This is a genomic window from Amycolatopsis sp. NPDC045836 (assembly GCF_056431745.1).
Genome location: NZ_JBWKKF010000027.1, coordinates 1 through 23,848, shown reverse-complemented (window position 1 = coordinate 23,848; position 23,848 = coordinate 1). Strand labels below are relative to the sequence as shown.

The 23,848-nt window shown below is 70.7% G+C and carries 22 protein-coding genes and 1 pseudogene; 8 read left to right on the top strand and 15 right to left on the bottom strand.

Features of this window, described 5'->3' with window-relative positions:
* Positions 1-9 precede the first annotated feature (9 nt).
* From AC07EG_RS34850 to AC07EG_RS34840, 3 genes and pseudogenes are all read right to left on the bottom strand, one after another.
* Positions 10-424: pseudogene (locus tag AC07EG_RS34850) on the bottom strand (YkvA family protein).
* A gap of 156 nt (positions 425-580) precedes the next feature.
* Positions 581-2,428, bottom strand: coding sequence for an ABC transporter ATP-binding protein (locus tag AC07EG_RS34845; protein ID WP_478257515.1), 1,848 nt, complete (start codon positions 2,426-2,428; stop codon positions 581-583).
* Entirely contained in the window at positions 2,425-4,158 is a 1,734-nt protein-coding gene (locus tag AC07EG_RS34840; protein WP_478257514.1) for an ABC transporter ATP-binding protein, read from the bottom strand. The genes AC07EG_RS34845 and AC07EG_RS34840 overlap by 4 nt, the downstream gene beginning before the upstream one ends.
* An 86-nt stretch (positions 4,159-4,244) precedes the next feature.
* Here AC07EG_RS34840 and AC07EG_RS34835 point away from each other — a divergent pair, with 86 nt between their 5' ends.
* Positions 4,245-4,838, top strand: coding sequence for a TetR/AcrR family transcriptional regulator (locus tag AC07EG_RS34835; RefSeq protein ID WP_478257513.1), 594 nt, complete (start codon positions 4,245-4,247; stop codon positions 4,836-4,838).
* 102 nt (positions 4,839-4,940) lie between these two features.
* Positions 4,941-5,774 carry an SGNH/GDSL hydrolase family protein gene (locus AC07EG_RS34830; RefSeq protein WP_478257512.1) on the top strand — a complete coding sequence of 278 codons (834 nt, stop codon included), beginning with the start codon at positions 4,941-4,943 and terminating at the stop codon, positions 5,772-5,774.
* 517 nt (positions 5,775-6,291) lie between these two features.
* Here the strand turns inward: AC07EG_RS34830 and AC07EG_RS34825 are convergent.
* Positions 6,292-7,494, bottom strand: coding sequence for a PucR family transcriptional regulator (locus AC07EG_RS34825; RefSeq protein ID WP_478257511.1), 1,203 nt, complete (start codon positions 7,492-7,494; stop codon positions 6,292-6,294).
* Positions 7,495-7,517: 23 nt separating this feature from the next.
* On the opposite strand from AC07EG_RS34825, the gene AC07EG_RS34820 reads away from it, so the two are divergent.
* Both AC07EG_RS34820 and AC07EG_RS34815 read left to right on the top strand, forming a co-directional pair.
* Positions 7,518-7,961 (top strand): NUDIX hydrolase, encoded by a 444-nt coding sequence (locus tag AC07EG_RS34820; RefSeq protein WP_478257510.1) that lies wholly within the window; start codon positions 7,518-7,520, stop codon positions 7,959-7,961.
* A gap of 284 nt (positions 7,962-8,245) precedes the next feature.
* On the top strand, positions 8,246-9,463 hold the full coding sequence (locus AC07EG_RS34815; protein WP_478257509.1) for a cytochrome P450: 1,218 nt from the start codon (positions 8,246-8,248) through the stop codon (positions 9,461-9,463).
* Positions 9,464-9,503: 40 nt separating this feature from the next.
* On the opposite strand, the gene AC07EG_RS34810 is transcribed toward AC07EG_RS34815, so the two are convergent.
* The 6 genes from AC07EG_RS34810 to AC07EG_RS34785 all read right to left on the bottom strand — a co-directional run bounded on the left by AC07EG_RS34810 (position 9,504) and on the right by AC07EG_RS34785 (position 14,979).
* A complete protein-coding gene (locus AC07EG_RS34810) occupies positions 9,504-10,772 on the bottom strand; it encodes a cytochrome P450 (RefSeq protein WP_478257508.1) in 1,269 nt (422 codons plus the stop codon).
* Positions 10,769-11,389, bottom strand: a complete 621-nt coding sequence (locus AC07EG_RS34805; protein WP_478257507.1) for a GTP-binding protein — start codon at positions 11,387-11,389, stop codon at positions 10,769-10,771. The genes AC07EG_RS34810 and AC07EG_RS34805 overlap by 4 nt, the downstream gene beginning before the upstream one ends.
* On the bottom strand, positions 11,370-11,729 hold the full coding sequence (locus tag AC07EG_RS34800; RefSeq protein ID WP_478257506.1) for a DUF742 domain-containing protein: 360 nt from the start codon (positions 11,727-11,729) through the stop codon (positions 11,370-11,372). Before AC07EG_RS34800 ends, AC07EG_RS34805 begins: the two co-directional genes overlap by 20 nt.
* Positions 11,726-12,142, bottom strand: a complete 417-nt coding sequence (locus AC07EG_RS34795; protein ID WP_478257505.1) for a roadblock/LC7 domain-containing protein — start codon at positions 12,140-12,142, stop codon at positions 11,726-11,728. The genes AC07EG_RS34800 and AC07EG_RS34795 overlap by 4 nt, the downstream gene beginning before the upstream one ends.
* A gap of 61 nt (positions 12,143-12,203) precedes the next feature.
* The gene (locus AC07EG_RS34790; protein WP_478257504.1) at positions 12,204-13,547 is read right to left on the bottom strand and encodes a sensor histidine kinase; all 1,344 of its coding nucleotides are present in this window, start codon (positions 13,545-13,547) and stop codon (positions 12,204-12,206) included.
* A 682-nt stretch (positions 13,548-14,229) separates the two neighbouring features.
* Positions 14,230-14,979, bottom strand: a complete 750-nt coding sequence (locus tag AC07EG_RS34785; protein ID WP_478257503.1) for a ZIP family metal transporter — start codon at positions 14,977-14,979, stop codon at positions 14,230-14,232.
* Positions 14,980-15,061: 82 nt separating this feature from the next.
* Between AC07EG_RS34785 and AC07EG_RS34780 the strand changes: the two genes are divergently transcribed.
* A complete protein-coding gene (locus AC07EG_RS34780) occupies positions 15,062-16,021 on the top strand; it encodes a phosphotransferase (protein ID WP_478257502.1) in 960 nt (319 codons plus the stop codon).
* Here the strand turns inward: AC07EG_RS34780 and AC07EG_RS34775 are convergent.
* Both AC07EG_RS34775 and AC07EG_RS34770 read right to left on the bottom strand, forming a co-directional pair.
* Entirely contained in the window at positions 16,009-16,611 is a 603-nt protein-coding gene (locus tag AC07EG_RS34775) for a TetR/AcrR family transcriptional regulator (RefSeq protein WP_478257501.1), read from the bottom strand. The two genes, AC07EG_RS34780 and AC07EG_RS34775, sit on opposite strands and share 13 nt — an antisense overlap.
* A 332-nt stretch (positions 16,612-16,943) precedes the next feature.
* Entirely contained in the window at positions 16,944-17,255 is a 312-nt protein-coding gene (locus AC07EG_RS34770; RefSeq protein WP_478257500.1) for a hypothetical protein, read from the bottom strand.
* Between the two features lie 81 nt (positions 17,256-17,336).
* Here AC07EG_RS34770 and AC07EG_RS34765 point away from each other — a divergent pair, with 81 nt between their 5' ends.
* The 3 genes from AC07EG_RS34765 to AC07EG_RS34755 all read left to right on the top strand — a co-directional run bounded on the left by AC07EG_RS34765 (position 17,337) and on the right by AC07EG_RS34755 (position 22,667).
* Entirely contained in the window at positions 17,337-17,627 is a 291-nt protein-coding gene (locus AC07EG_RS34765; RefSeq protein WP_478257499.1) for a Dabb family protein, read from the top strand.
* A 105-nt stretch (positions 17,628-17,732) separates the two neighbouring features.
* Positions 17,733-20,126, top strand: coding sequence for an ATP-binding cassette domain-containing protein (locus AC07EG_RS34760; RefSeq protein ID WP_478257498.1), 2,394 nt, complete (start codon positions 17,733-17,735; stop codon positions 20,124-20,126).
* Positions 20,127-21,005: 879 nt separating this feature from the next.
* On the top strand, positions 21,006-22,667 hold the full coding sequence (locus AC07EG_RS34755) for a recombinase family protein (RefSeq protein ID WP_478257497.1): 1,662 nt from the start codon (positions 21,006-21,008) through the stop codon (positions 22,665-22,667).
* Between the two features lie 58 nt (positions 22,668-22,725).
* Here AC07EG_RS34755 and AC07EG_RS34750 read toward each other — a convergent pair whose 3' ends face one another.
* The 3 genes from AC07EG_RS34750 to AC07EG_RS34740 all read right to left on the bottom strand — a co-directional run.
* Positions 22,726-22,908: a hypothetical protein gene (locus tag AC07EG_RS34750; RefSeq protein WP_478257496.1), complete on the bottom strand. Its 183-nt coding sequence runs from the start codon at positions 22,906-22,908 to the stop codon at positions 22,726-22,728.
* Positions 22,901-23,332 carry a hypothetical protein gene (locus AC07EG_RS34745; protein ID WP_478257495.1) on the bottom strand — a complete coding sequence of 144 codons (432 nt, stop codon included), beginning with the start codon at positions 23,330-23,332 and terminating at the stop codon, positions 22,901-22,903. The genes AC07EG_RS34750 and AC07EG_RS34745 overlap by 8 nt, the downstream gene beginning before the upstream one ends.
* Positions 23,314-23,848 (bottom strand): LysM peptidoglycan-binding domain-containing protein (locus tag AC07EG_RS34740; protein ID WP_478257494.1); only part of this gene is annotated, 535 nt, incomplete at its 5' end. The genes AC07EG_RS34745 and AC07EG_RS34740, both read right to left, overlap by 19 nt.

The window sequence follows — 23,848 nt, the reverse complement described above, 5'->3', positions numbered from 1 at the left end:
GCACCTGGCCTAACCGCGGTGCAACCCGGTCAGCCGGGTCAGGGCGGCGAATCCGTCGTCGGTGCCCGGCCAGTGGGTGCGCACGGCGTCGAGGCCGGCGCGCCGGACCACGCCGCGCAGTACGGCGGTGACGATGATCGCGTCGTCGGCGTAGCCGAGCACGGGGATGAAGTCGGGCACGAGGTCGATCGGCAGAGCCAGGTAGGCCAGCAGCAGCCCGAGCCGCACCCGCACCCCGCGCGGCAGCTCACGATCGGCGGCGAGCCCGCCGGACCAGCCGGAGCACGTCGGGCAGCAGGCGCAGCGCCTCCCGCAGCAGACCCCCGCGCGGGCGGACCACCACCAGCGCGAGCACCAGCGCCGCCCAGGCCACCACCAGCGCGGCGGCGATCCCGAGCAGCAGCTCCCACCACACGCCCCGCATGCTACGGCGAGAGTGTGCTCCCGGACGCTCCGCCAGGTACGGCGCTCCTCGACGACGCCGATAGTCAAGCTCGGGGACGCCGGTGGCGACGAACCCGTACCCGGGCTTCGTGGCGGAAAACCGCAGCAAGTCGCCGCGGAGGTGGGGGACACCGGCTCAGTCCGTGGCAGGCTGGCGGAACTGGGCGGCGTAGAGGCGGTGGTAGGCGCCTTCGGCGGCGAGCAGCTCGGCGTGCGTGCCCTGTTCGACGATGCGGCCCGCCTCCATCACCAGGATCAGGTCGGCGTCGCGGATGGTGGACAGGCGGTGCGCGATGACGAAGCTGGTGCGATTGGACCGCAGCGCCGCCATCGCGTGCTGCACCAGCGCCTCGGTCCGGGTGTCCACCGAACTGGTCGCCTCGTCCAGGATCAGCAGCGACGGATCGGCCAGGAACGCCCGCGCGATGGTGAGCAGCTGCTTCTCCCCGGCGCTGATGTTCGTGCCGTCGTCGTCGATCACCGTGTCGTAGCCGTCGGGCAGGCTGCGCACGAACCGGTCGACGAAGGTGGCCTTCGCCGCCGCCTCGATCTGCTCCTCGGTGGCTCCCGGCCTGCCGTAGGCGATGTTGTCGCGGATGGTGCCGCCGAACAGCCAGGTGTCCTGCAGCACCATGCCGACCTGCCCGCGCAGCCCGGCCCGGTCGAGCCGGGTGATGTCGGTGTGGTCGAGGGTGATCCGGCCCGCGTCCAGCTCGTAGAACCGCATGATCAGGTTCACCAGCGTGGTCTTGCCCGCGCCGGTCGGCCCGACCACGGCCACCGTCTGGCCCGGTTCGGCGACCAGCGACAGGTCCTCGATCAGCGGGGTCTCCGGGTCGTAGGCGAAGCTCACGTGCTCGAACTCCACCCGGCCGCGGCGTTGCGCCGCCCGCTCGGGTTCCGCCGGATCGGGTTCCTGCTCCTCGGCGTCGAGCAGTTCGAACACCCGCTCGGCCGAGGCCACCCCGGACTGCAGCAGGTTCGCCATCGACGCCGCCTGGGTCAGCGGCTGGGTGAACTGGCGCGAGTACTGCAGGAACGCCTGCACGTCCCCGATGGTCATCGCGCCGGTGGTCACCCGGAGTCCGCCGACCACCGCGAGCGCCAGGTAGCTCAGGTTCGACAGGAACATCATCGAGGGCATGATGATGCCGGAAACGAACTGCGCGCCGAGGCTGGCGCCGAACAGCTTGTCGTTGCGCTCGCGGAACTCCCGCTCCACCTCGGCGCGGCGGCCGAAGGCGGTGACCAGCTCGTGCCCGGAGAACGCCTCCTCGATCTGCGCGTTCAGCGAACCGGTGTGCTTCCACTGCGCCACGAACAGCTTCTGCGACCGCTTGCCGATCAGCCGGGTGATGACCAGGGACGCCGGCACGGCCAGCAGCGCGATCAGCGCCAGCAGCGGCGAGATCACCAGCATCATCACCAGCACGCCGACGACGGTCAGCACCGCGGACAGCAGCTGGCTCAGCGTCTGCTGCAGGGTCTGCGAGACGTTGTCGATGTCGTTGGTGACGCGGCTGAGCAGCTCACCGCGCGGCTGCCGGTCGTAGTAGCGCAGCGGCAGCCGGTGCAGTTTGTCCTCGACGTCGGAGCGCAACCGGAACACGAAGCGCTGCACCACGTTGTTCAGCATCCGGCCCTGCGCCCAGGAGAACACCGACGACGCCAGGTACAGGCCCAGCACCCAGGCGAGCACCACGCCGAGCCTGGTGAAGTCCAGCGCCCCGCGCTGCACGCCTTCGATGACCACGTCGGTGGCGTGCCCGAGCACCTTCGGCCCGGCCACGGAAAGCGCGACGCCGGCGACCCCGAACGAGACGATCACCAGCAGCAGCGAGCGTTCCCCGCGCAACCGGCCGAGCAGGCGCTTGGCCGAAGCGGTGAAGTTCTCCGCCTTGGCCGCGGGCAGGCCGATGGCGGGCCCGCGGCCGAACATCGAGCCCTGCGGCTGCGGTGGGCGGTTCGTGGTGGGGGCGCTCATGCCGCGGGCTCCGGGGTCAGCTGGGACTGGACGATCTCGAGATAGGTGGGGCAGTTCTCCAGCAGTTCGGCGTGCGTGCCGCGGCCGACCACGGAACCGTTCTCCAGCACGACGATCTGCTCGGCGTCGAGCACGGTGGACACCCGCTGGGCCACCACGATGACCGCGGCGTCGGCGGTGTGCGGGCGCAGGGCCGTGCGCAGCGCCGCGTCGGTGGCCAGGTCGAGCGCGGAGAACGAATCGTCGAACAGGTAGATCTCCGGTTTCCGCACCAGTGCGCGGGCGATGGAAAGCCGTTGCCGCTGGCCGCCGGAGACGTTCGTGCCGCCCTGGGCGATCGGCGCGTCGAGCCCGCCGTTCATCGCTTCGACGAAATCGCGTGCCTGCGCGATTTCCAGCGCTTCCCACAGTTCTTCGTCGGTGGCTTCGGGATTGCCGTAACGCAGGTTGGTGGCGACGGTCCCGGTGAACAGGTAGGGCCGCTGGGGCACCAGGCCGATCCGGCTGCGGAGCACCTCGGGATCGAGCTGCCGCACGTCGACGCCGCCCACCAGCAGGGCGCCGCCGGTGACGTCGAGCAGGCGCGGGATCAGCGACACCAGCGTGGTCTTCCCGGCCCCCGTGCTGCCGACGACGGCGGTGGTCCGCCCCGCCTCGGCGCGGAAGGAAACCCCGCGCAGCACCGGATCGGCGGCGCCTGGGTAACGCAGTTCGACGTCGCGCAACTCCACTTCGCCGCGCCGGCCCGCTTCCCGCACCGGGTCCTCCGGCGGCAGCACCGAGGAATCGGTCTCCAGCACCTCGACGATCCGCTCGGCGCAGACCGACGCGCGCGGCATCATCGTCGCGATGAAGGTCACCATCATCACCGAGGTCAGGATCAGCATCAGGTAGCTGAGGAAGGCGACCATGGCGCCGACCTGCAACTGCCCGCCGGCCACGCGGCTCGCGCCGAACCAGACCACCGCCACGCTGGAGGCGTTGAGCACCAGCATCACGATCGGGAACAGCAGCGCCTGCAACCGGCCCACCGCCAGCGCCGTCTCGGTCAGCGAGGTGTTCGCCTCGGCGAACCGGCGGGTCTCCACCGGCTCGCGCACGAACGCGCGGACCACCCGGATGCCGGACAGCTGCTCGCGCAGCACCCGGTTCACCGTGTCGATGCGGTCCTGCATGGTGCGGAACCGCGGCACCATGCGGACGATGATCAGCCCCATCGCGATCAGCAGCACCGGCACCGCGACGAGCATCAGCCACGACAGCCCGGCGTCCTCGCGCACCGCCAGCACGATGCCGCCGACGGACATGATCGGCGCGGTGACCAGCATCGTGCAGCCCACCACCACCAGCATCTGCACCTGCTGCACGTCGTTGGTGTTGCGGGTGATCAGCGAGGCCGCGCCGAACCCGGCGACCTCCCTGGCGGAGAACCGGCCCGCCCGCTGGAAGATCGACGCGCGCAGGTCGCGCCCGAAGCTCATCGCCACCCGGGCGCCGAGGTAGACCGCGGCGGTCGAGCAGAGGATCTGCAGCAGCGTGACCGCCAGCATCCAGCCGCCGGTGCGCAGGATGTACCCGGTGTCGCCGGTGACCACGCCCCGGTCGATGATGTCGGCGTTCAGGCTGGGCAGGTACAGCGAGCCCATCGTGCCGACCAGTTGCAGCAGCACCACCCCGGTCAGCTCACGCCGGTACGGCCGCAGGTGGCCCCGCAGTAGACGACTCAGCACCCGGACCCCCAGGAAGAAACGTTCCGTATCTTACGGCGCCAGGCTACAGTCTCCCCCCAGCAACGCAACGGGATAAAAGGGGCATCGTGGCAGAGGCGAGGTCGCGCCGCCGGGGAGAACACCTGGAGCAGGCGATCTTCGAGGCCGTGTGGGCGGAACTGCTGGAGGTCGGCTACGCCAAGCTCACCATGGAGGCGGTGGCCGCCAGGGCGGGGACCAGCAAGGCCGTGCTCTACCGGCGGTGGGCGGGCCGCGCCGAACTGGTGCTGGCGGCCTGGCGGCACCGGCTGCCCGCCACGGTCGAACTGCCGGACACCGGCACCCTTTCCGGTGACCTGAAGGAACTGCTGGGGCGGTCCCTGCGCCGGTTCGAGGACTGCTCGCCGGACCTGCTGTCCGGGCTGGCCACCGAGACCTTCCGCGATCCCGAGGTGTTCGCCCTGCTGCGCAAGCAACTCGCGAAGGCGGGGCCGGGCGTGGCCGTCGAAGCGCTGATCCGGCGCGCGGTCGACCGGGGTGAACTCGCCGAGCCGCGGCTGAGCGCGCGGGTGCTCACCGTGCCGCTGGACCTGATCCGCGCCGACGCCGTGCTCTACGGCAGGCAGCTGACCGGGGAGCGGATCGACGAGATCGTCGACGACATCTTCCTGCCACTGCTGCGTGGACTCGCCGATTTGTGACCGATCACAAAGCCCATCCGAGGACTCTGGGCAAGTTCCCAGCGCCGCGACGCCGCCGGGCCCGCAGGATGTTGTCCAGGCAACGGCGTTTCGGAGGTCGGGATGGCAGTGGGCAGGCAGATCGGGACGGGACTGGCGGCGGTGCTGGTCCTGCTGGCGGCGCCCGCGCAGGCCGCCGAACCGCTGGAGTACGTGGCACTCGGCGATTCCGCGGCGGCCGGGCCGCTGATCCCGGACCAGCACCCCAACCTGCTGTGCCTGCGCTCGGACCGCGACTACCCGGCGGTCGCGGCGGAACTGCTCGGCGCGCACCTGACCGACGTGACCTGCTCGGGCGCCACCACCGACGACTTCGCGGGACGGCGCCTCGGGGTGCTGCCACCCCAGTTCGACGCGCTGGGCGAAGACACCGACCTGGTCTCGATCACCATCGGTGCCAACGATTCCGGCTTGTTCCAGGCCGCGTTGAGCTGTCTCAACCCGCTGCCGGAGCCGGTCGGGCTGTCCTGCGCGGACCGGTTCACCGCCGGTGGGGAGGACAGCCTCGGCGAGGCCGTCGATGCCTGGGCACCCGAATTCGGCGCCGCCCTCGACGAAGTGGCCCGGCGCGCCCCGGAGGCGAAGATCGTGGTCACCGGGTACGGCACCTACCTCCGGCCGGACGGCTGCCACCCGATCCAGCCGGTGTGGGCACGCGACGCGAACTACCTGCAGGGCGTGCTGGACAAGATCAGCGCGGTGGCCAGGGAAGCCGCCGAGGCGCGGGGTGCCGAGTTCGTCGACTTCGCCGAGTTGACCGTCGGCCACGACATCTGCGCCGCGCCGGCGGAGCGCTACCTGGAAGGCCTCGTCCCGGTCCACGCGGCGGCGCCGCTGCACCCGAACGCCAAGGGCATGGCCGCCTTCGGCCGCGCGGTGGCCGAAGCGGCGAACTGAGCCGGGATCTGCCTCGGTGACCGCCCGCGCGCCTCGACGCTGGGGCGAGCGGGCGCCTCCGCCGCCCGGGGCAGCGGATCGCGTGGCGAGGGCGGCTCAGAACGGAGGTGAGGCGTGGTGGCGGACTGAGTCGGGCGCACCACCCTTGGCTTTGCCTGTTTGGGCGCCGTGGTCGGGACGGCCTCGGGGTGGGGCGAGGTCGTGGTGGTGGGTCTGAGTCGGGTGTGTCCGCGTTACGTTGGGCTTTGCCTGTTTGGGCGCCGTGGTCAGGGTGGCCTGGACTAAGGGGCGAGGTCGTGGTGGTGGGTCTGAGTCGGGTGTGGCCGCGCCACGCTTGGCATCGTCCACTTGGCCGTCGCGGTCAGGATGGCCTGGAACAAGGGGTGAGGTCGTGGTGGCGGGACTGAGTCGGACGTGTCCGCGCCGTGCCAGGCATCTCCTCACCCGCGCGGTCGGGGTGGCCCGGAACAAGGCGCGGTGGTGGCCTGAGTTGGGTGCCGTCCCCGCCCCTGGCATCTCACCTGGCCGCTCGCGCGGCGAGGGCGGCCCGGAGCAAGGCGACATCGCTGATCCGGGTGGGGTCGAGGCCGGTCAGCTCCGCGATCCGGCGCAGCCGGTAGTCGACCGTGTTCGGGTGGACGTGCAGTTCCGTCGCGGTCGGCCGCCGGTTGCCGTGGCGCAGGTAGGTTTCCAGGGTGCGCAGCAGTTCGGCGTTGCCGGCCAGCGGGGCCAGCATCGCCGAGAGCCGGTCGAGCGCGGCACCCGGCCGCGACATCTGGTACTCCAGCAGCACGTCGTCGAGCCGGTGCAGGCCCGGTGGCCGGCCCGAGAGGCGGGCCACCCGCAGGACCTCCCTGGCCAGGTTGGCCGCGGCGGGGACCTCCGCCGGTTCGGCGACGGCCGCGCCCGCGGTGATGTCGGCTCCGGCCGCGCGACCGGCGTCGGCGAGCACGCGGCCGAGCCGGGGCCAGTCCGGGGTGGCGGTGTCCGGCACCAGCGCGATCCCGCCCTCCGGGGTGAACGAGGACAGCACCGGACCGCGGAGCTGCCGTTCCAGTTCGACGCGCAGCCGCCGCAGCTTGCGGCGGCCGGCCACCGTCGGGTCGACCCCGGCGGCGGCTTCGTCGGCGTGCGGGCCGATCTCCACCGCCAGCACCACGTACGCCGGTGGCAGGCGCAGGCCGGTGGCCGGCGCCGGCGTGCCGTCGAGCAGGGCGGAGAGCAGCGTGTGCCGCGCGGACCGCTCGTCGTCGAACACCGCCTGGCGCTCGTCGAGGTATCCGGCCCCGACCGCGGGCGTGACCAGCTCGAGGTAGCGCAGGGCCAGCGAGTTCACCGCCAGCACGTCACCGACCTCGGCCGGGCGCACCTCACCGGCCAGCGAATCCCAGATCACCTGGATGCCGATGTGGTACGCGGTGAGCACGATGTCGATCGGAATGCCCTCCTCGGCCCGGCGGGCGGCCGACTCGCGCAGGAAGTCGAGTTCCGCCCTGGACGGCAGGGCGCGGGTGCGGAGCACGGCGGTGAACGACCGCAGGTTCTGCTCGATCACCCTGGTGATGTCGCCGGTGAGCTCCTCGGCGGGCAGCAGGCGGTAGGCGGGCACCCGGTCGGTGACCGCGGCGAGCACCAGCCCGGTGAACGCGGGCAGGTCCTCGGCCAGCCGCTCGTGCAGCGGCCTGCCCCCGACCACGAGCGGTGCGCCCTTGTTATCCATCACAACAGTCTAGGTTGACCGCTGTGCTTCGTGACGCCGCGGGGAACACGCTGCTCGGCTTCCACCGGGACCTCCGGGTGCGCCCGATGCCGCTGGCACTGGTGGTGGCCGAATCGGACGGGCTGGTGCTGGTGCTGCTCAACGCGTTCCGCCGGTCGTGGGAACTGCCGGGCGGGATGCTGGAGCCGGGGGAGTCGCCGGAGGAGGCGGCGCTGCGGGAACTGGCGGAGGAAACCGGGATCCGGGCCGCCGCGGCGCAGTTCGCCGCGGTGGCCGGATTCGCCCTGGTGGCCCCGGTCCGGCGGGAGTACGCGGCGGTCTACCGGCTGCGCTTCGGGGTGAGGCCGCGTCCGGTGGTCAGCGAGGAGGCGCTGGACTTCCGCTGGTGGGACCCGGCCACGCCGGTCCCCGAGGACCTGAGCCCGCTGGACGCCGGGATCGCCCGGCACGTGGTCAGCCGACGCTGATCACCCACCGGGTGCCGTAGCGGTCTCCGCAGGCGCCGAATTCGTCGTCCCGCATCTGCTTCTCCCAGCAGCCACGCAGTTCGTCGGCGCCGTCCGGGAGCGGAGCGCGGCACTCGCAGACCGGCCCGGGGCCAGAAAGCCCGATCCGGTAACGGGCGCCGCCGGTTTTCCCTTTCTGGATCGATCTGTCAGCAAGGAACCGCGATTACGGCATTCGGCTCAGGTTTTCACCCCAGCACCCCCCGAGCGGCTAACCTGGCTGGCTCCCCACCCGAGGAGCGTTCATGACCACCGCACGTGAAGCGCCGGACATCCTTTCCGCCGAATTCGCCGCGGATCCGTACGCCGCCTACCGGATCATGCTCGAGCAGCGGCCGCCGATCTGGCACGAAGCCACGGAGAGCTACCTCATTTCGCGGTACGAAGACGTGGCGCGGGCGTTCAAGGATCCGGTGTTCACCACGGCCAACTACGACTGGCAGCTGGAACCGGTGCACGGCAAGACGATCCTGCAGCTGAGCGGACGCGAGCACGCGGTGCGCCGGGCGCTGGTCGCACCGGCTTTCCGCGGCAGCGAACTGGACCAGAAGTTCCGCCCGGTCATCGAAGCGAACGCGCGGCGGTTGATCGACGCGTTCCGCGACCGGGGTTCCGCCGATCTGGTCGCCGAATTCGCCCGCCGGTTCCCGATCGGGGTGATCGTGGACATGCTCGGCCTCGACCGCGCCGACCACGACCGGTTCCACCGGTGGTACACCTCGATCATCGCCTTCCTCGGCAACCTGAGCCAGGATCCGGAAGTCACCGCCGATGGCATGCGGACGAGCGAGGAATTCGCCGAGTACCTGATCCCGATCATCCGGTGCCGCCGGGGGGAACCCGGTGACGACCTGCTCTCCACCCTGTGCACCGCCGAGGTCGACGGCACGAAGATGAGCGACGAGGACATCAAGGCGTTCTGCAGCCTGCTGCTCACCGCGGGCGGGGAAACCACGGACAAGGCGATCGCCAGCATCTTCAAGAACCTGCTGGAGCACCCCGGCCAGTTCGCCGCGGTGCGGGCGGACCGGAGCCTGGTCCCGCGGGCCTTCGCCGAAACGCTGCGGTACTCCCCGCCGGTGCACATGATCATGCGCCAGCCCGCCGAGGACGTCGAACTCGGCGGCGGCACCATTCCGGCGGGCAGCACGGTGACCTGCCTGATCGGCGCCGCGAACCGCGACCCCGGCCGGTTCGCCGAACCGGACCGCTTCGACATCTTCCGCGAAGACCTGCCGGTCCAGACCGCCTTCTCCGCCGCGGCCGGCCACGTTTCCTTCGCGCTGGGCCGCCACTTCTGCGTCGGTGCCCTGCTGGCGAAGACCGAGGTCGAGGTCGGGGTGAACCAGTTGCTGGACGCCCTGCCGGACCTGCGGTTCGCCGATGACTTCACCCCGGCCGAGACCGGCGTCTTCACCAGGGGCCCGGCCTCGCTCCCGGTGCGGTTCAGCCCGCGGAGCTAGGACCGGCCTTCTCCGCCCCGCGCCGGGCGGAGAAGGCCGGTCACCAGGCGCCGGTGGTGGCCGGGCCCAGCTCACCCGGCACGTGGGTCGGGGTGAAGGTGACGGGCAGGCTCTCCAGCCCGCGCATCCACACCGACGGCCGCCACACCAGCGCTTCGGCGGGCACCGCCAGCGCGAGGTCCGGCAGCCGGTCCAGCAGCACCTCGATGGTGGTCCTGGCGATCACCTCGGCCACCTCCGGCGCCGGGTACGGGCAGCCGTGCTCGCCGTGGCCGAACGACAGGTGCGCGTGGTTGCCCAGCGAACCGGGCGCGTCCCCCGCCGGGCGCACCAGCGGGTCCGAGTTCGCCGCGGCCAGCCCCATCACCAGCAGGTCGCCCGCGCGCACCCGCCGCCCGCCCAGCTGGGTGTCCCTGGTGGCGAAGCGGCCGATGAAGTTCTGCGTCGGCGTGTCGTGCCACAGCACCTCGTTCAGCGCCTGCCCGACGCTGCCGCGCCCGCCGGACAGCGTCATCGCGAACCGCAGGTCGGTCAGCATCAGGCGCAGCGTGTTGCCGATCCAGTTCGCCGTCGGCTGCTGCGCCGCCGCGGTGACCACCAGCAGGTCCTGCACGATCTCCTCCTCGGCCAGCCCCGCCCGCAGCAGCTGCGACGGGACGTCCGTGCCGGGGAAGTCCCGCTTGTGCGCCACCAGCGCCCGCATCGCCGACTGGACCCGCAGGTGCGCGTTCATCGCGTCCGGCCCGACGTCCAGCGAGATCGCCACGTCCCGCACCAGCGCCGGGGTCTCCGCCTCCGGCATGCCGTACACCTTCGCCACCGCCAGCAGCGGGATGCGCACCGCGTACTGCGCCACCAGGTCCGCCTCACCGCTGCCGGCGAAGGCGTCGACCAGCCGGTCGGCGATCCGCTCGCAGTGCGTGCCCAGTTCGAACTGGTCCACCGCGGCGAGCGCGTCGCTGATCGCGCCCGCCCGCCGCCGGTGCTCGGCGCCCTCGGTGAACATCACCGACGGGTTGTGCGCCACGTACGGCAGCAGCGGCCAGTCGGCAGGCACGCGCTCCCATTCGTTCCAGCGGCGCGTGTCCCTGGCGAACAACTGCGCGTCGCTGGTGATCCGGTGCATCTCGCGGTAGCCGGAGACGAACCACGCCGGGATGTCGCCGTCGAGCAGGATCGGGGCCACCGGCCCGAACTCCTCGCGGATGGCGGCGTAGAGCGCGCCCGGATCGGTGTTGAACTCGGGCCCGTAGAGCCGGACCCGTTCCGCCGGCCAGGTGGGGTCGGCGGTGTGGCGGAACTCGGTCATGGTGCGGTCTCCCGGGCGGCTGACAGGGCGTACAGGTGGTCGACGAGGGAGATCAGCACCTGTTTCGACGAGCCGCGGCGCCGTGCGTCGCAGTCGATCAGCGGGACCTCCTCGGGCAGGGACAGCGCCTCGCGCACGGCGTCGAGTCCGTGCGCGGGCGGGCCGAAGTTGTTGCGCGCCACGATGAACGGCGTGCCGTGGTGCTCCAGGCGGTCGATGGCGTACCAGGAGTCCGCCAGCCGCCGGGTGTCCACCAGCACCACCGCGCCGAGCGTGCCGGAGAACAGCCGGTCCCACAGGAACCAGAACCGCTCCTGGCCCGGCGCACCGAACAGGTAGAGCACCAGTTGCTCGTCCAGGCTGATCCGGCCGAAGTCGAAGGCCACCGTGGTGGTGGTCTTGCGGTGCACCCCGGCGTTGACGTCCACGCCCGCCCCGGCCTGCGTCATCGTCTCCTCGGTGCTCAGCGGGCGGATCTCGCTGACCGAGCGGACCATCGTGGTCTTGCCGACGCCGAAGCCGCCGACCACGACGACCTTCAGCCCGTGGGCGGCGGACCCGCGCAGCGGAGCGCGGGTGGGCGGTCCGGCGGCCGCCTCAGAGGTTGCGGAGTCCAACGAGCACCTTCTTCAGGAATTCCAGCTCGGGCAGATCGGTCCCGGGACCGACCGGGGACGGGTGGCGGGCGGAGACGCGGCCGTCCCGCAGCAGGTCGGCCACCAGGATGCGGACCACGCTGACCGGCAGGCCGAGTTCGGCGGCCAGTTCGACCACCGAGGTGGGGTGGCGGCCCAGCTGCAGGATCCGCACGTGCTCGGACTGCATGCCCGCCGACGGCTCGGTTTCGCTGACGACCAGCGTGACCAGGTCGAGGCCGGCCTCCCCGGCCCGGCTGCGCCCGCCGGTGACGGTGTAGAGCCGGTCCGGGTCCTCGTCCTCGAGCGGTCCGCGGCTCATGTCAGCGCGCTGGGCCGCGCCTGCCGGGGCGGTGCGGTCAGGTACGCGCCGATCTGCTCGACCAGCTCGTCCATGTTGTGCCCGATCAGGCCGACGTCGGCGTCCTCACCGGCGATCACCGCCAGGTGCGCGCCCTCCCCGGCGTCGACGATGAACAGCAGGCCGCCGTGGAACTCGGTCATCGAGTTGCGCACCCCGCCGGTGCCGTCGCCGAACTCCACCGAGGCGCCGTAGCACAGCGACTGCACCCCGGCGGCGATCGCGGCCAGCTGGTCGGCCTGGTCCGCGCCCAGTGCGGGGGTGTGGCAGAGCTTGAGGCCGTCCTTGGACAGCACCAGCGCGTGGCGGGCGCCGGGGGTGTTCCGCACCAGGTTCTCCAGCAGCCACTCGAGGCTCGGATCAGTCGTGTTCATCGAGTGCCGGGGCGCGAACGCCCGCGCTCCTCTCCGCTCGTCTGTGCCGGTTGACGTGGGTTCACCGGTCGGTGTCCGGTTTGCGCGCGCGGCCCGCCTGGTAGGCGCCGAACCGAGAACCGGAGTCGGTGCGCGGCCGCGGGGTGTCGGCCGGTGGTGCGGGGGAGGGCCGCGAGGCGGCCAGCGTCTGCCCGCGTGGCCGTTTGGGCAGCCCGGCGCCCTCGTCCGGCTCGAGCGCGGGCGCGCCGACGGTCGCCGGCTGCGGCAGCTCGCGCGAGGCCAGGTGCCGCGGGGTCAGCTCGACCGGGTCCGGGCGCACCTGGGTGATCAGCTGGGGCGGGATGCGCAGCACCACGCCGGTGCCCCCGCGTGAGGACGGGCGGAAGAACACGTGCAGTTCGTGCTTGCGCGCCAGGCAGCCGACCACGGCCAGGCCGAGCCGGGTGCCGGTGAGCGTGGTCAGGTCCAGCGGCTGGGTGGCCGACACCGTCGCCTCGGCCCGCAGCAGCGCCTGCGGCTTCATGCCGAGGCCGCCGTCCTCGATGGTCACCACCACGCCGTTGTGCAGGTCCTCGACGTAGACGTGCACCTCTTCGGACGGCGCGGAGAACCGGGTGCCGTTGTCCATCAGCTCGGCCAGCGCGTGCATCACGTCCTCGGCGGCGTACCCCGCGACCGCCGCGCCGCTGGTCGAATGCACCCGGATGCGCTGGTACGCCCCGACCCGCCCCATCGCCCCGCGCAGCACGCTCTCCAGCACGATCGGCTTGGTCCAGCGGCGGCCGGAGCGGGCGCCGGTGAGCACCGCGATGCTGTCGGCCAGCCTGCCGGTCTGCGCGGTGCTGTGGTCCAGCGCCATCAGGTCGCCGAGGAAGTCCTCGGTGGCGCGGTTCTGCAGTTCCCGGAGGTTGGCCAGCATGCCGGTGGCCAGTGCCTGCACCCGGCCGGCGGCGTTGGCGCAGGCGGCGGTGGCCGCGGCCCGGCGGCGTTCGCCCACGCTGATCTCCCAGACCGTCGCGCGCAGCAGCCGCGCGTGGTTCTCCCCAGGGGGACGGGGGACCTCGGCGAACACGGTGTCCGCCGAGGCGCCGTCGCGCAGCATCGCCACCGCCGCGGGCAGCGTGTGCTCGACCAGCTTGGTCAGCTCGGCCTCGTGGGCGTCGACGGTGTCGCGCGCTCGCCGGGCCTCCCCGTTGAGCTGCACCGCGGCGAAGGCGGCGGCGCAGAGCAGCACGCCGGTGAACACCGCGGCCGCGAGCACCGGCCCGCGGTCGCCCGCGGCCGTGGACAGCACCACCCACAGCCACAGCCCGGTCACCACGACGGCGGTGGCCAGCGCGGCGAGCACGGCCTGGCCGAGCGGGCCCCGCTCCACGCGAAGACGAACGGGCAGCTGTTCCGGCATAGCTCAGGTCCTCGTCGTTCGTGGCGGTTCCGGATTTCACCCGGACTTGGTGGTTCTCTTTTCCGGCCCGCCGTTTTGTTTCGCGGCGCGGGCCGTGCCGTTGTGCGGGAATTCCGGACCGGCCGGGCGCCGGTGGCGGACAGGGAAGGGATGTTAGTACCCCGTCGGCAACGGGACCAGGGCGGGTGCGCTGCTTTTTCCAGCTTGGGCCGTCCGAGTGAAAAATGCGAAATACCTGATCGAGGGATAATGTGCGGGAAATCCATGATCGGGATAGCTCCGCGTATCCGGGCACAATGCGATGAATGGGGGTCACGCGGTGTGCTCGCGATTCGCGGCCGCGGAATTCATTTCGGCACCGCAATTATCCGAAGTGGACGATCGGGCGGCGCGGGTCCGTGGTTGCTGCGCTCCCCGCGTGACTACCGGGTCAGCCTCGCGCCAAGAGCGGAACAGGGTCCCAGCCACGCCGTGATGCCCGGCGGGCCAGGGGCCCGCCTCCGCGCGTTCCTCCCGTTTCCCGGGGATGACGCGGAAGGAGGTGTCGTTCGGCGCCTTCGTCGAGGTGGCCCCCGGTGTCCACGCCCTGCGGCACGCGTCCGGCTGCCGGTGCGCACCCTCTAAATCGACGAGGACGGGCAGCGGCTGAGCGCCGAACCCGCCTGATCACCGTGGCGGGAACTCACAAGTGCGAGACGGCGAACGCGGTGAGGAAGCCCGCCACGGTGATCAGGCCGATCCACAGGTGCGCGTTCTCGAACGCCTCCGGGATCATCGTGTCGGCGATCATCGCCAGGATGGCGCCGCCCGCCAGCGCGGTGATCGCGGCCAGCACCCCGCCGGGCACCCCGCCCAGCAGGCCGTAACCCAGCATCGAAGCCACCGCGCTGAGCACCGCGATCCCGCCCCACAAGGCGAAGACGTACCGGGGACCGCGCCCGGCGCGGCGCATGCCCGAGGCGCTGGACAGTCCTTCCGGAACGTTGCTGATGAACACCGCGATCACCGTGACCGCGCTGACCGAGCCGCCGCCGAGCAGGCTGGTGCCGATCACCATCGATTCCGGGATGCCGTCGAGCAGCGCGCCCAGCGCGATCGCGGTGCCCGAACCGGACTGCTCGGCTTCGCTGGGCTGCTGGTCACCGGAGCGCTTGCGGTGCCGGGCGCCGCGGCGCGCCAGCACCACGTTCGCCAGGGTGTAGACCACCGCACCGCCCAGCGCGCCCGCCGCGGTGGGCAGCAGGCCGCCCTGTTCGTGGGCTTCGGCGATCAGTTCGAAGGAGACCGCCGAGAGCAGCACGCCGCTGCCGAAGGCCATCACCGCGGCGACCAGCCCGGCCGGAATCCGGACCAGGTAGCCGAGCAGCGCCCCGAGCAGCAGCGCCGAACCGGCCAGCAGACCCCAGCCCCCGGCGGCGAGCAGTTCCGGCATGTTCGCTCCTTCCCGGGAAAACCGTACCCGGCCACCGCGGAAATCGCTGGGCCGCGCACACCGGACGGGTTAGCTTCGCGGCATGAAGGAACAACCGGACGAAATCGGCGAACCGGAACTCCGGGCGGCTCTGCGCGATTGGGACATCGATGCCGTGGTGCTGGAATACGCGGCGGTCGGCTTCGGTGACCACCACTGGACCGCCACCGGGGCGGACGGGCGCCGCTGGTTCGTCACGCTGGCCGACCTGGCCAACAAAGTCCACTGTGGACTCGGGGTGGCCGCGGCCGGGCGGGGGCTGGCGCGGGCGATGGACACCGCGTGGCGCCTGCGGGCGGAACGCGGGCTGGATTTTGTGGTGGCCCCGGTGCCGGCGGCGGCCGGTGCGGTGCTCCGGCCGGTGGGGGACCGGTTCGCCGTCAGCGTCTTCCCCCACCTGGACGGGGTTTCCGGCGACTTCGGGGACGCACCGGCCGGCTCGGTGGTCGACCTGCTCGCCGAACTGCACGCCGCCGACCCGCCCGGCCGCGTGCCGGTGCTCGACCCGGACCTGGCCCTGCGCACGGAGCTGACGGCGTCCCTGGCGGACCTGGACGGCGGATGGACGGGCGGTCCGTACGCCGAACCGGCCAGGGAGCTGCTGGCCGCGCACCGGACCGGGCTGCGGCGTCGGCTGGCGGAGTTCGACCGCCGGATCGCCGGGTTGAGCCCGGACCGGGTGGTCACCCACGGCGAGCCGCACCCCGGCAACGTGCTGCGGGTGGGGGAGGAGCGGCTGCTGCTCGACTGGGACACCGTCGGCCTCGCCGTGCGTGAACGCGACTTCGCCTTCGCCACCGAGGCCGAGTTGACGCGGTACGCGGAGTTGACCGGGCACCGGCCGGACCCGGCCGCGCTGGCGTGCTACCGCCTGCGCTGGGACCTCGACGAGCTGGCGATCTACACCGCCTGGTTCCGGGCACCGCACCGCCGTTCCGAGGACACCGGACTGGCGTGGGCCGGACTGGCCGAGGTCGTCGAGCGGCTCGGTCAGGACCGGTAGGAGCCGATCAGCCTGGCCAGGTGCCGCCCGGCGACCAGCAGGGGCTCTTCGCTGTGGGACACCTGCGCGTCGAGTTCGGCGCCTTCGAGGGTGTTGATCACGGTGTGCGCGAGGCCGGCCACCTCGTCCTCGCCGATGCCCGCGCCGCGGAGCTTGTCGGTGACCAGGCCCCGCCAGTGCTCGAAGGCTTCGCGGACGGCCTGCTGGATCTCGGGGACCTTGCCGGAGGTCTCCAGCGCGGTGGCGGTGATCGGGCAGCCGTCGAGCCAGTCCGACTCGCGCAGGGAGGTGGCCAGCAGCCGGGTGCAGGCGATGATCGCCTCGCCGGGGTCGTCCTCGCTCGCCAGCGCTTCCCGCAGCATGACGGCGAACTCGTGATCGGCGTGGCGGACCGCCTCGGCGGCCAGTTCGTGCTTGCCGTCGGGGAAGAAGTGGTAGACCGAGCTGAGCGCGACGCCGGCCTCCCGGGAGATCTGCTTGATGCCGGTCGCTTCGTAGCCCTGCCGCTGCATCAGCCGTGAAGTCGTGTGGACCAGCCGGTCACGGGTGCCGGGACCCGCGTCCGCCCGACGGCGTGTGGTGGCGTTCATCTCCTCACCGTACCGGTTGGAACGTTCGTTCCAATTCGAGGAGACTCATGGAAACCGAGTGCGTCACCGCCGTCGGCATCGACTTCGCCCACGGCTGGCTCCGGCAGCACCGGAGCGGCCCCGTACCGGGTTTCGACTCCACTGTGGACCGGCAGGCCGGGGAGGACGCCCTGCGCTCGCCGGTCAGCCCGCGTGCGGGACTCGGCGCTACCGGGACAACTCCCACCCAGCCGATTCCTCGAAGCGCCCGACCAGGTCAACCGGCGGATCCTCGAGTTCCTGAGCTGAGCGCCTTTCGAGGCGTCCGGGTGCGAGAGCGCCTTCGCACCCGCTCAGGACCGTTCGACGTGGGCGCGGACGTGCGTGCCGGACTCGTCCAGCCAGCCCTTCGACGCGGCGTAGGAGAGCATGCCGTCGAACCGGGTGCCCCAGTCGGCGGAGGTGCGGTCCGCGGCCAGCGCCCGCAGCGCTTCGACGGCGACGAACACGTGGTCCCCGTCGTCGCCGGGCCTGCCGAGGCCGTGTTCGGCGAGCTGGGTGCGGAGCCGGTCGCCGCCGAGGTCCGCGCTGATCTCGACGTGGAAGCGGGTGCAGTCGTCGGGTTCGGCCAGCTCGGGACCCGAGGGGGCGATCAGCAGTCGCATGACCCGACGGTAGGCCGGACCCCGGCCGCGACCTCTTCCGGTTTGCGCCGGACTGTCGGTGGCCGAGGTTAAGGTTGCCCCATGATCCGCCACACCGTCTCCTTCCGGCTCCGTCACGCTCCCGGCTCGGCCGAGGAGCGCGAGTTCCTCGACGCCGCGCTCGCCCTCGCCGATATCCCCGGCGTGCAGCGCTTCGAGCAGCTGCGGCAGACCAGCGCCAAGAACGACTTCCGGTTCGGCTTCTCGATGGAGTTCGCCGACCAGGCCGCCTACACCGCCTACAACGAGCACCCCGTGCACACCGCCTTCGTCGCCGAGCGCTGGGTGCCCGAGGTCGAGGACTTCCTCGAGCTCGACTACGAGCGGCTGTGACCGGACCGATCAGGAATCGAGAAGCACGCGGCCGCGAACACCACCTAACGTGACCGCCGGCGGGCGACGGCACACCCGCGCTCCGAGGAAACCGATGGAGAGAAGATGAGCAAGGCCAAGAGGGCGGGCACCAAGGCGCCGGAGCCCCACCCCGCGGACAGCCACGACCGGATCCGCGTGCACGGCGCGCGCGTGAACAACCTCAAGGACGTCAGCCTGGAGATCCCGAAGCGCCGGCTGACCGTGTTCACCGGGGTCTCCGGCTCGGGCAAGAGTTCGCTGGTGTTCGGCACGGTCGCGGCGGAGTCGCAGCGGCTGATCAACGAGACCTACAGCGCGTTCGTGCAGGGCTTCATGCCGACGCTGGCGCGCCCCGAGGTCGACGTGCTGGACGGGCTGACCACGGCGATCATCGTCGACCAGGAGCGGATGGGCGCCAACCCGCGGTCGACCGTGGGCACCGCCACCGACGCCAACGCGCTGCTGCGCATCCTGTTCAGCAGGCTCGGCAAGCCCCACATCGGCTCACCGCAGGCGTTCTCCTTCAACGTCGCCTCGATCAGCGGTGCGGGCGCGGTGACCTTCGAGAAGGGCGGGCGGACCACCAAGGAGCGGCGGGACTTCAACATCGTCGGCGGCATGTGCCCGCGGTGCGAGGGCCGCGGCAACGTCTCCGACATCGACCTCACCCAGCTCTACGACGACTCGAAGTCGCTGTCGGAGGGCGCGTTCACCATTCCCGGCTGGAAGTCGGACAGCCAGTGGACGGTGCAGACCTACGCCCAGTCCGGCCTGGTGGATCCGGACAAGCCGATCCGGAAGTACACCAAGAAGGAACTGCGGGACTTCCTCTACCACGAGCCGATCAAGATCAAGGTCAACGGCATCAACCTGACCTACGAGGGGCTGATCCCGAAGATCCAGAAGTCGTTCCTGTCGAAGGACCGCGAGGCGATGCAGCCGCACATCCGGGCCTTCGTCGACCGCGCGGTCACCTTCACCACCTGCCCGGAGTGCGACGGGACCCGGCTCACCGAGGCCGCCAGGTCGTCGAAGATCAAGGGCAAGAGCATCGCCGACGCCTGCGCGATGCAGATCAGCGACCTCGCCGAGTGGGTCAGCGGGATCGAGGAGCCGTCGGTGGCGCCGCTGCTGGCCACCCTGCGGCACACCCTGGACTCCTTCGTCGAGATCGGGCTCGGTTACCTCTCGCTGGACCGGCCGTCGGGCACGCTGTCCGGGGGTGAGGCGCAGCGCACCAAGATGATCCGCCACCTCGGTTCCTCGCTGACCGACGTCACCTACGTCTTCGACGAGCCCACCATCGGCCTGCACCCGCACGACATCCAGCGGATGAACAACCTGCTGCTGCAACTGCGGGACAAGGGCAACACGGTGCTGGTGGTCGAGCACAAGCCGGAGGCCATCGCGATCGCCGACCACGTGGTCGACCTCGGCCCCGGCGCGGGTTCCGAGGGCGGCACCATCTGCTTCGAAGGCACCATCGAGGGGCTGCGGGCCAGCGGCACGCTCACCGGCCGCCACCTCGACGACCGGGCCAAGCTGAAGCCGGAGGTGCGCACGCCGTCCGGGGCACTGGAGATCCGCGGTGCGGACAAGCACAACCTGCGCGACGTCGACGTCGACATCCCGCTCGGCGTGCTGGTCGCCATCACCGGCGTCGCCGGGTCCGGCAAGAGTTCGCTGATCCACGGCTCGGTGCCGGCCTCGGCCGGGGTGGTCTCGGTCGACCAGGGCGCGATCCGCGGTTCGCGGCGCAGCAACCCGGCCACCTACACCGGCCTGCTGGAGCCGATCCGCAAGGCGTTCGCCAAGGCCAACGGGGTGAAGCCGGCCTTGTTCAGCGCCAACTCCGAGGGCGCCTGCCCCACCTGCAACGGCAACGGGGTCATCTACACCGACCTGGGCCTGATGGCCGGGGTCGCCACGCCGTGCGAGCAGTGCGAGGGCAAGCGGTTCCAGGCCGCGGTGCTGGAACTGAAGTTCGGCGGGCGCGACATCAGCGAGGTGCTGGCGATGTCGGTGGCCGAAGCGGAGTCCTTCTTCGGCGAGGGCGAGGCCCGCACCCCGGCCGCCCACACCATCCTCGGCAGGCTCGCCGACGTCGGCCTGGGTTACCTGAAGCTCGGCCAGCCCCTCACCACGCTCTCCGGCGGTGAGCGCCAGCGGCTCAAGCTGGCCACCCACATGGGGGAGAAGGGCGGGATCTACGTGCTGGACGAGCCCACCACCGGCCTGCACCTGGCCGACGTGGAGCAACTGCTCGGCCTGCTCGACCGCCTGGTCGACGCCGGCAAGTCGGTGATCGTCATCGAACACCACCAGGCCGTGATGGCCCACGCCGACTGGATCATCGACCTGGGCCCCGGCGCCGGCCACGACGGCGGCAAGGTCGTCTTCGAAGGCACCCCGGCCGATCTGGTGGCGAAGCGCTCGACCCTCACCGCCGAACACCTGGCGGACTACGTGGGCGCCTGACCGGCACCGCCTGCTCGGGTGACACCTCACCCGAGCAGGCGGCCGGGTGGCGCTGGTGAGGAGTGCGGCCGGGTAGCTCGCGCCGAAGTGCGCAGCCGCCCGCTTGTGCGGAGTGGCGCAGCCGCCCGGCGCGGGGTGGCGCAGCCACCTGAGGTGTGCCCAGCCGGGTTACGTGCGTGGAGTGGCGCAGCCGCCCGGCGCGGGTGATTTGCTTAGCCGAGCCCTCGCGACGTGGCGCAGCTGCCCGAGGCACGCGACTCGGCCAGCCGAGCCACGCGCGCGAAGTGGTGCCCCCACCGGGACCGTGCGGCTCACCCAGCCGAGCGGCCACGCGTGAAGTGGGGTCACTAATCGGGTTGTGCGGCTCAACTAGCCGAGCCATGGGCGTGAAGTGGCGCCACCACCCGGATTGTGCGACTCGGCCAGCCGAGCCACGCGCGTGAAGTGGCGTCACCACCCGACCGGGCGGCTCACCCAGCCGAGCGACTCACACCAAACAGCACAATCGCCCCGGGGCTGCGAACGTGCAGCCGGCCCCCCACCCAGCCACCACCCACACCCCCCGCCCCACCCCGATCCGAAGCCAGAACACGGCGGAGATCGCTTTGTCAAGGTACTCCCGGCTGCGTTGCAACTTACGTTGTTTGCCATGAGCTACTGCATGAACAAGGGGGCAGGGTCCGGCAATCCACTGGTCTTGCTCTCACTGCATAACGAGTCGGGTCTTTCTCGGCGCGGTCGGGGTGTCCTCGACAGGGTCGGTGTCTCTCGCACGGTCGGTAAACCCCCGTTGACCTGGACTTTTGTGTCTATGATCGACCGGCAGGACGGGTTCCGAACTCGTGCGCGTATCCGGGTCAATCGGCGGGGAGTGGTCAGGTGAGCAGGGCGTTGAACAGTCGGCTGCGGGATCGAGTGGCTGCGCCTCTGCGGGTGGTGATCTATGCGCGGGCGTCGAAGGATGGCAAAGGGCGCAAGATTTCGGTCGGGTCGCAGGTCGAGCAGGGACGTCGCTGGTGTGCCGAGTCCAATGCGGAGATCGTTGCTGTCTTGGTGGACAACGATCTGTCGGCCTCTCGCTACGCGACTGAGGAGCGGGTGAACTTCGAAGAGGCGTTGCGGCTGCTGGAGACCGGGGCGGCGAACACGCTTTGGACTTGGGAGAACAGTCGTGCTCAGCGCGAGCTGGACACGTTCGTCAGGCTGCGGCGCCTTCTGGTCAAAGTCGGTGGCTTCTGGGCCTACGACGATCGGCTGTACGACATGGACGACCCCGACGATCGTATCGACACCGCCGAAGACGCGATGGATGCCGAGCGCGAGTCGGAGAAGCTGCGCAAGCGCGTCCGGCGAGGCGTCACCAGTCGTGCTCATACCGGTTTGTGGGCAGGCCCTGTGCCTTACGGCTATCGCCTCTTTTATGATCCGCACACCGGTGAAGCGGGTCGCGAGATCGACGAGGAAGCACGGCCCATCGTCGAGGAGATCGTGGCTCGCGTTCTCGAGACGGGAAGTACCTCCCTGATTGCGGCGGATTTGAATCGGCGCGGCATTGTTGCTCCACGGGGGCTCGCGTGGCATGCGGGTCACGTGCGTAAGCTGTACTCGTTGTCCACTGATGAGATCAGTTGGGCGCGCTTCAATGAGACGCTTTCAGCGGAGAAAGCGGAAGCGGTTACTCTGGCTCTCGATTACTTACGCGAGGAGTCGCCGTCCCAGGTGGCCAAGTTGATGAATCGCAGCCAGTGGCCCCATCCGTTCCCTGGTCGGTGGAATTGCGCGAAGGTCTACAACGTTGCAACGAATCCCGCAGTGGCAGGCTTGCGCGTCTTTCGCAAGGAGGTACTCGGCGACGGTAAATGGCCTGCCGTCATCGATAAGGAGACCCACTACAATGTTGTGGCGAAACTATCCGACCCTTCTCGTCGTTCGGTCCGCGACGGAAGCCGAGTCAAGTATCTGCTTGGCGGCATTCTGGTCTGCGATGTGTGCAACGACCCGGTGACCACTAGTGGGAAGCTCGACAGGAAGGTCTATCAGTGCAAGGTTGGGCATGTCAGCCGGGCGATGCAGAAAACGGACTCCGTTGTGGTCGAGGCTGTCTTGCGGCGGCTATCCTCTGACAGTGCCGCAGAACTGTTTCGCTATGAAGAACAAGCCGAGGACGTCTCGGCTGCGATCGAGGACGCGAAAGTCCTACGGGCACGCTTGAACGGATTCGCAGATAAGGCCGCTGACGGGGAATTGACTCCGGAACGGTTGGCGCGGATCGAGGCGAAGTTGCTTCCTCGGATCGAAGCGGCAGAAACGCGCGCTAAGCAAGCTGCGGTCAGTCCGCTGGTTAGCGACTTGATCGGTTCGCGTGCGCCGGAGGTATGGCAAACCCTGTCGCTCGTTCAGCGGCGGGAAGTTCTGCGTGCGATCGTGCGTCCGAGACTGCTACCGGCGGGGAAAGGGCGGCGCGGGTTCGACCCCACGCTAATCACGTTGTCGTGGCTGGGCAAACCTGCTCCTCTACCACAGGACGATACGGCAGCCTGATCGGTCAACGACGAAAAGGCCCCGGCGCTCGAAACGAGCGCCGGGGCCTTAATGTCGTCTAGGAGATGGCGGACTGGCGCAGGCGCCGGACGGCGGGGCCGAAGATGTTGCGCAGGTGGTCGCGCTGGTCGTCGGTGAACGGTGGTGCGTCGGCTGCGGCCTCGTGCGCCCGGGCGAGTTCGGCCGGTGTCAGCACGGAATCCGGGTCGAGCGCGACCGGTTCGGCTGGCTTGTCAGGCACCGAAGGTGCCCCAGTCCTGCGGCTTGGTGGTCTGCGGGGCCGGTGCCGGGCTCAGCGGCTGTCCGTCCTGGTCGCGCGGGTCGACCAGCGGAGTGACCTTCTTCTCGGTGGAGATGGCCACGCCGAACGCGGCAAGCAGGGTGAGCAGGGCGGTGATGAGGCCGGTAGCGGCGTTGCCCTGGTCGGCGGTGAACAGGCCGGAGCCGACCAGGCCGGACACGACGGCGGACAGGGCGCCGACGACGGACGCGGCGATGCGCAGCGGGTGACGGGACACAGGTGTTCTCTTCTCTTCTCGGGGTGGCAGGTCGTTGAGGTAGTCGTAGAGTCGGACGAAGCCGCAGGCGGCTTTCCAGGTCAGCCAGCCGAAGACGATGGCCAGCAGGAGTAGGGAGCCCAGCGGGTCTACGGCAGGGACAGCCATGCGCCTGCTCGGATTCGGTTGGGGTTGGCGATGCCGTTGAGCGAGGCGAGGGCGGCCGTGGTGGTGCCGTGCTGGGTGGCGATGCGGGAGAGGGTGTCGCCGGGGCGGATCTGGTAGCGCTTGGGTCCGGCGATAACGCCCGGCAGGGTGAGGACTTGGCCGGGGTGGATGAGGTTGGGGTTGGCGAGGTTGTTGAGCGCGGCGAGGGCGGCCACGGTGGTGCCGAACTTGGCGGCGATCGCGGAGAGGGTGTCTCCGGCGGTCACGGTGTAGGTGCCGCCATGGTCGGTGGGCGGCGGGGTCGGTGCGGGCGCGGCACCGTCGATGAGCAGGTGCGCGAGGGTGTAGCCGCCGAGGGTGACGTTGCGGTCGACCTTGCCCGGGATGCCCGGCACGGTGCCGGAGGAGGTGTGCTGGTGCAGCGCTAGTGCTGTGACCACATAGGTTGGCCGGGTTGGTGACACGCCGGTTGATGTTCGCGTGGGTTGACCGCTGGGGTAGCAGTGTGGGCGGATG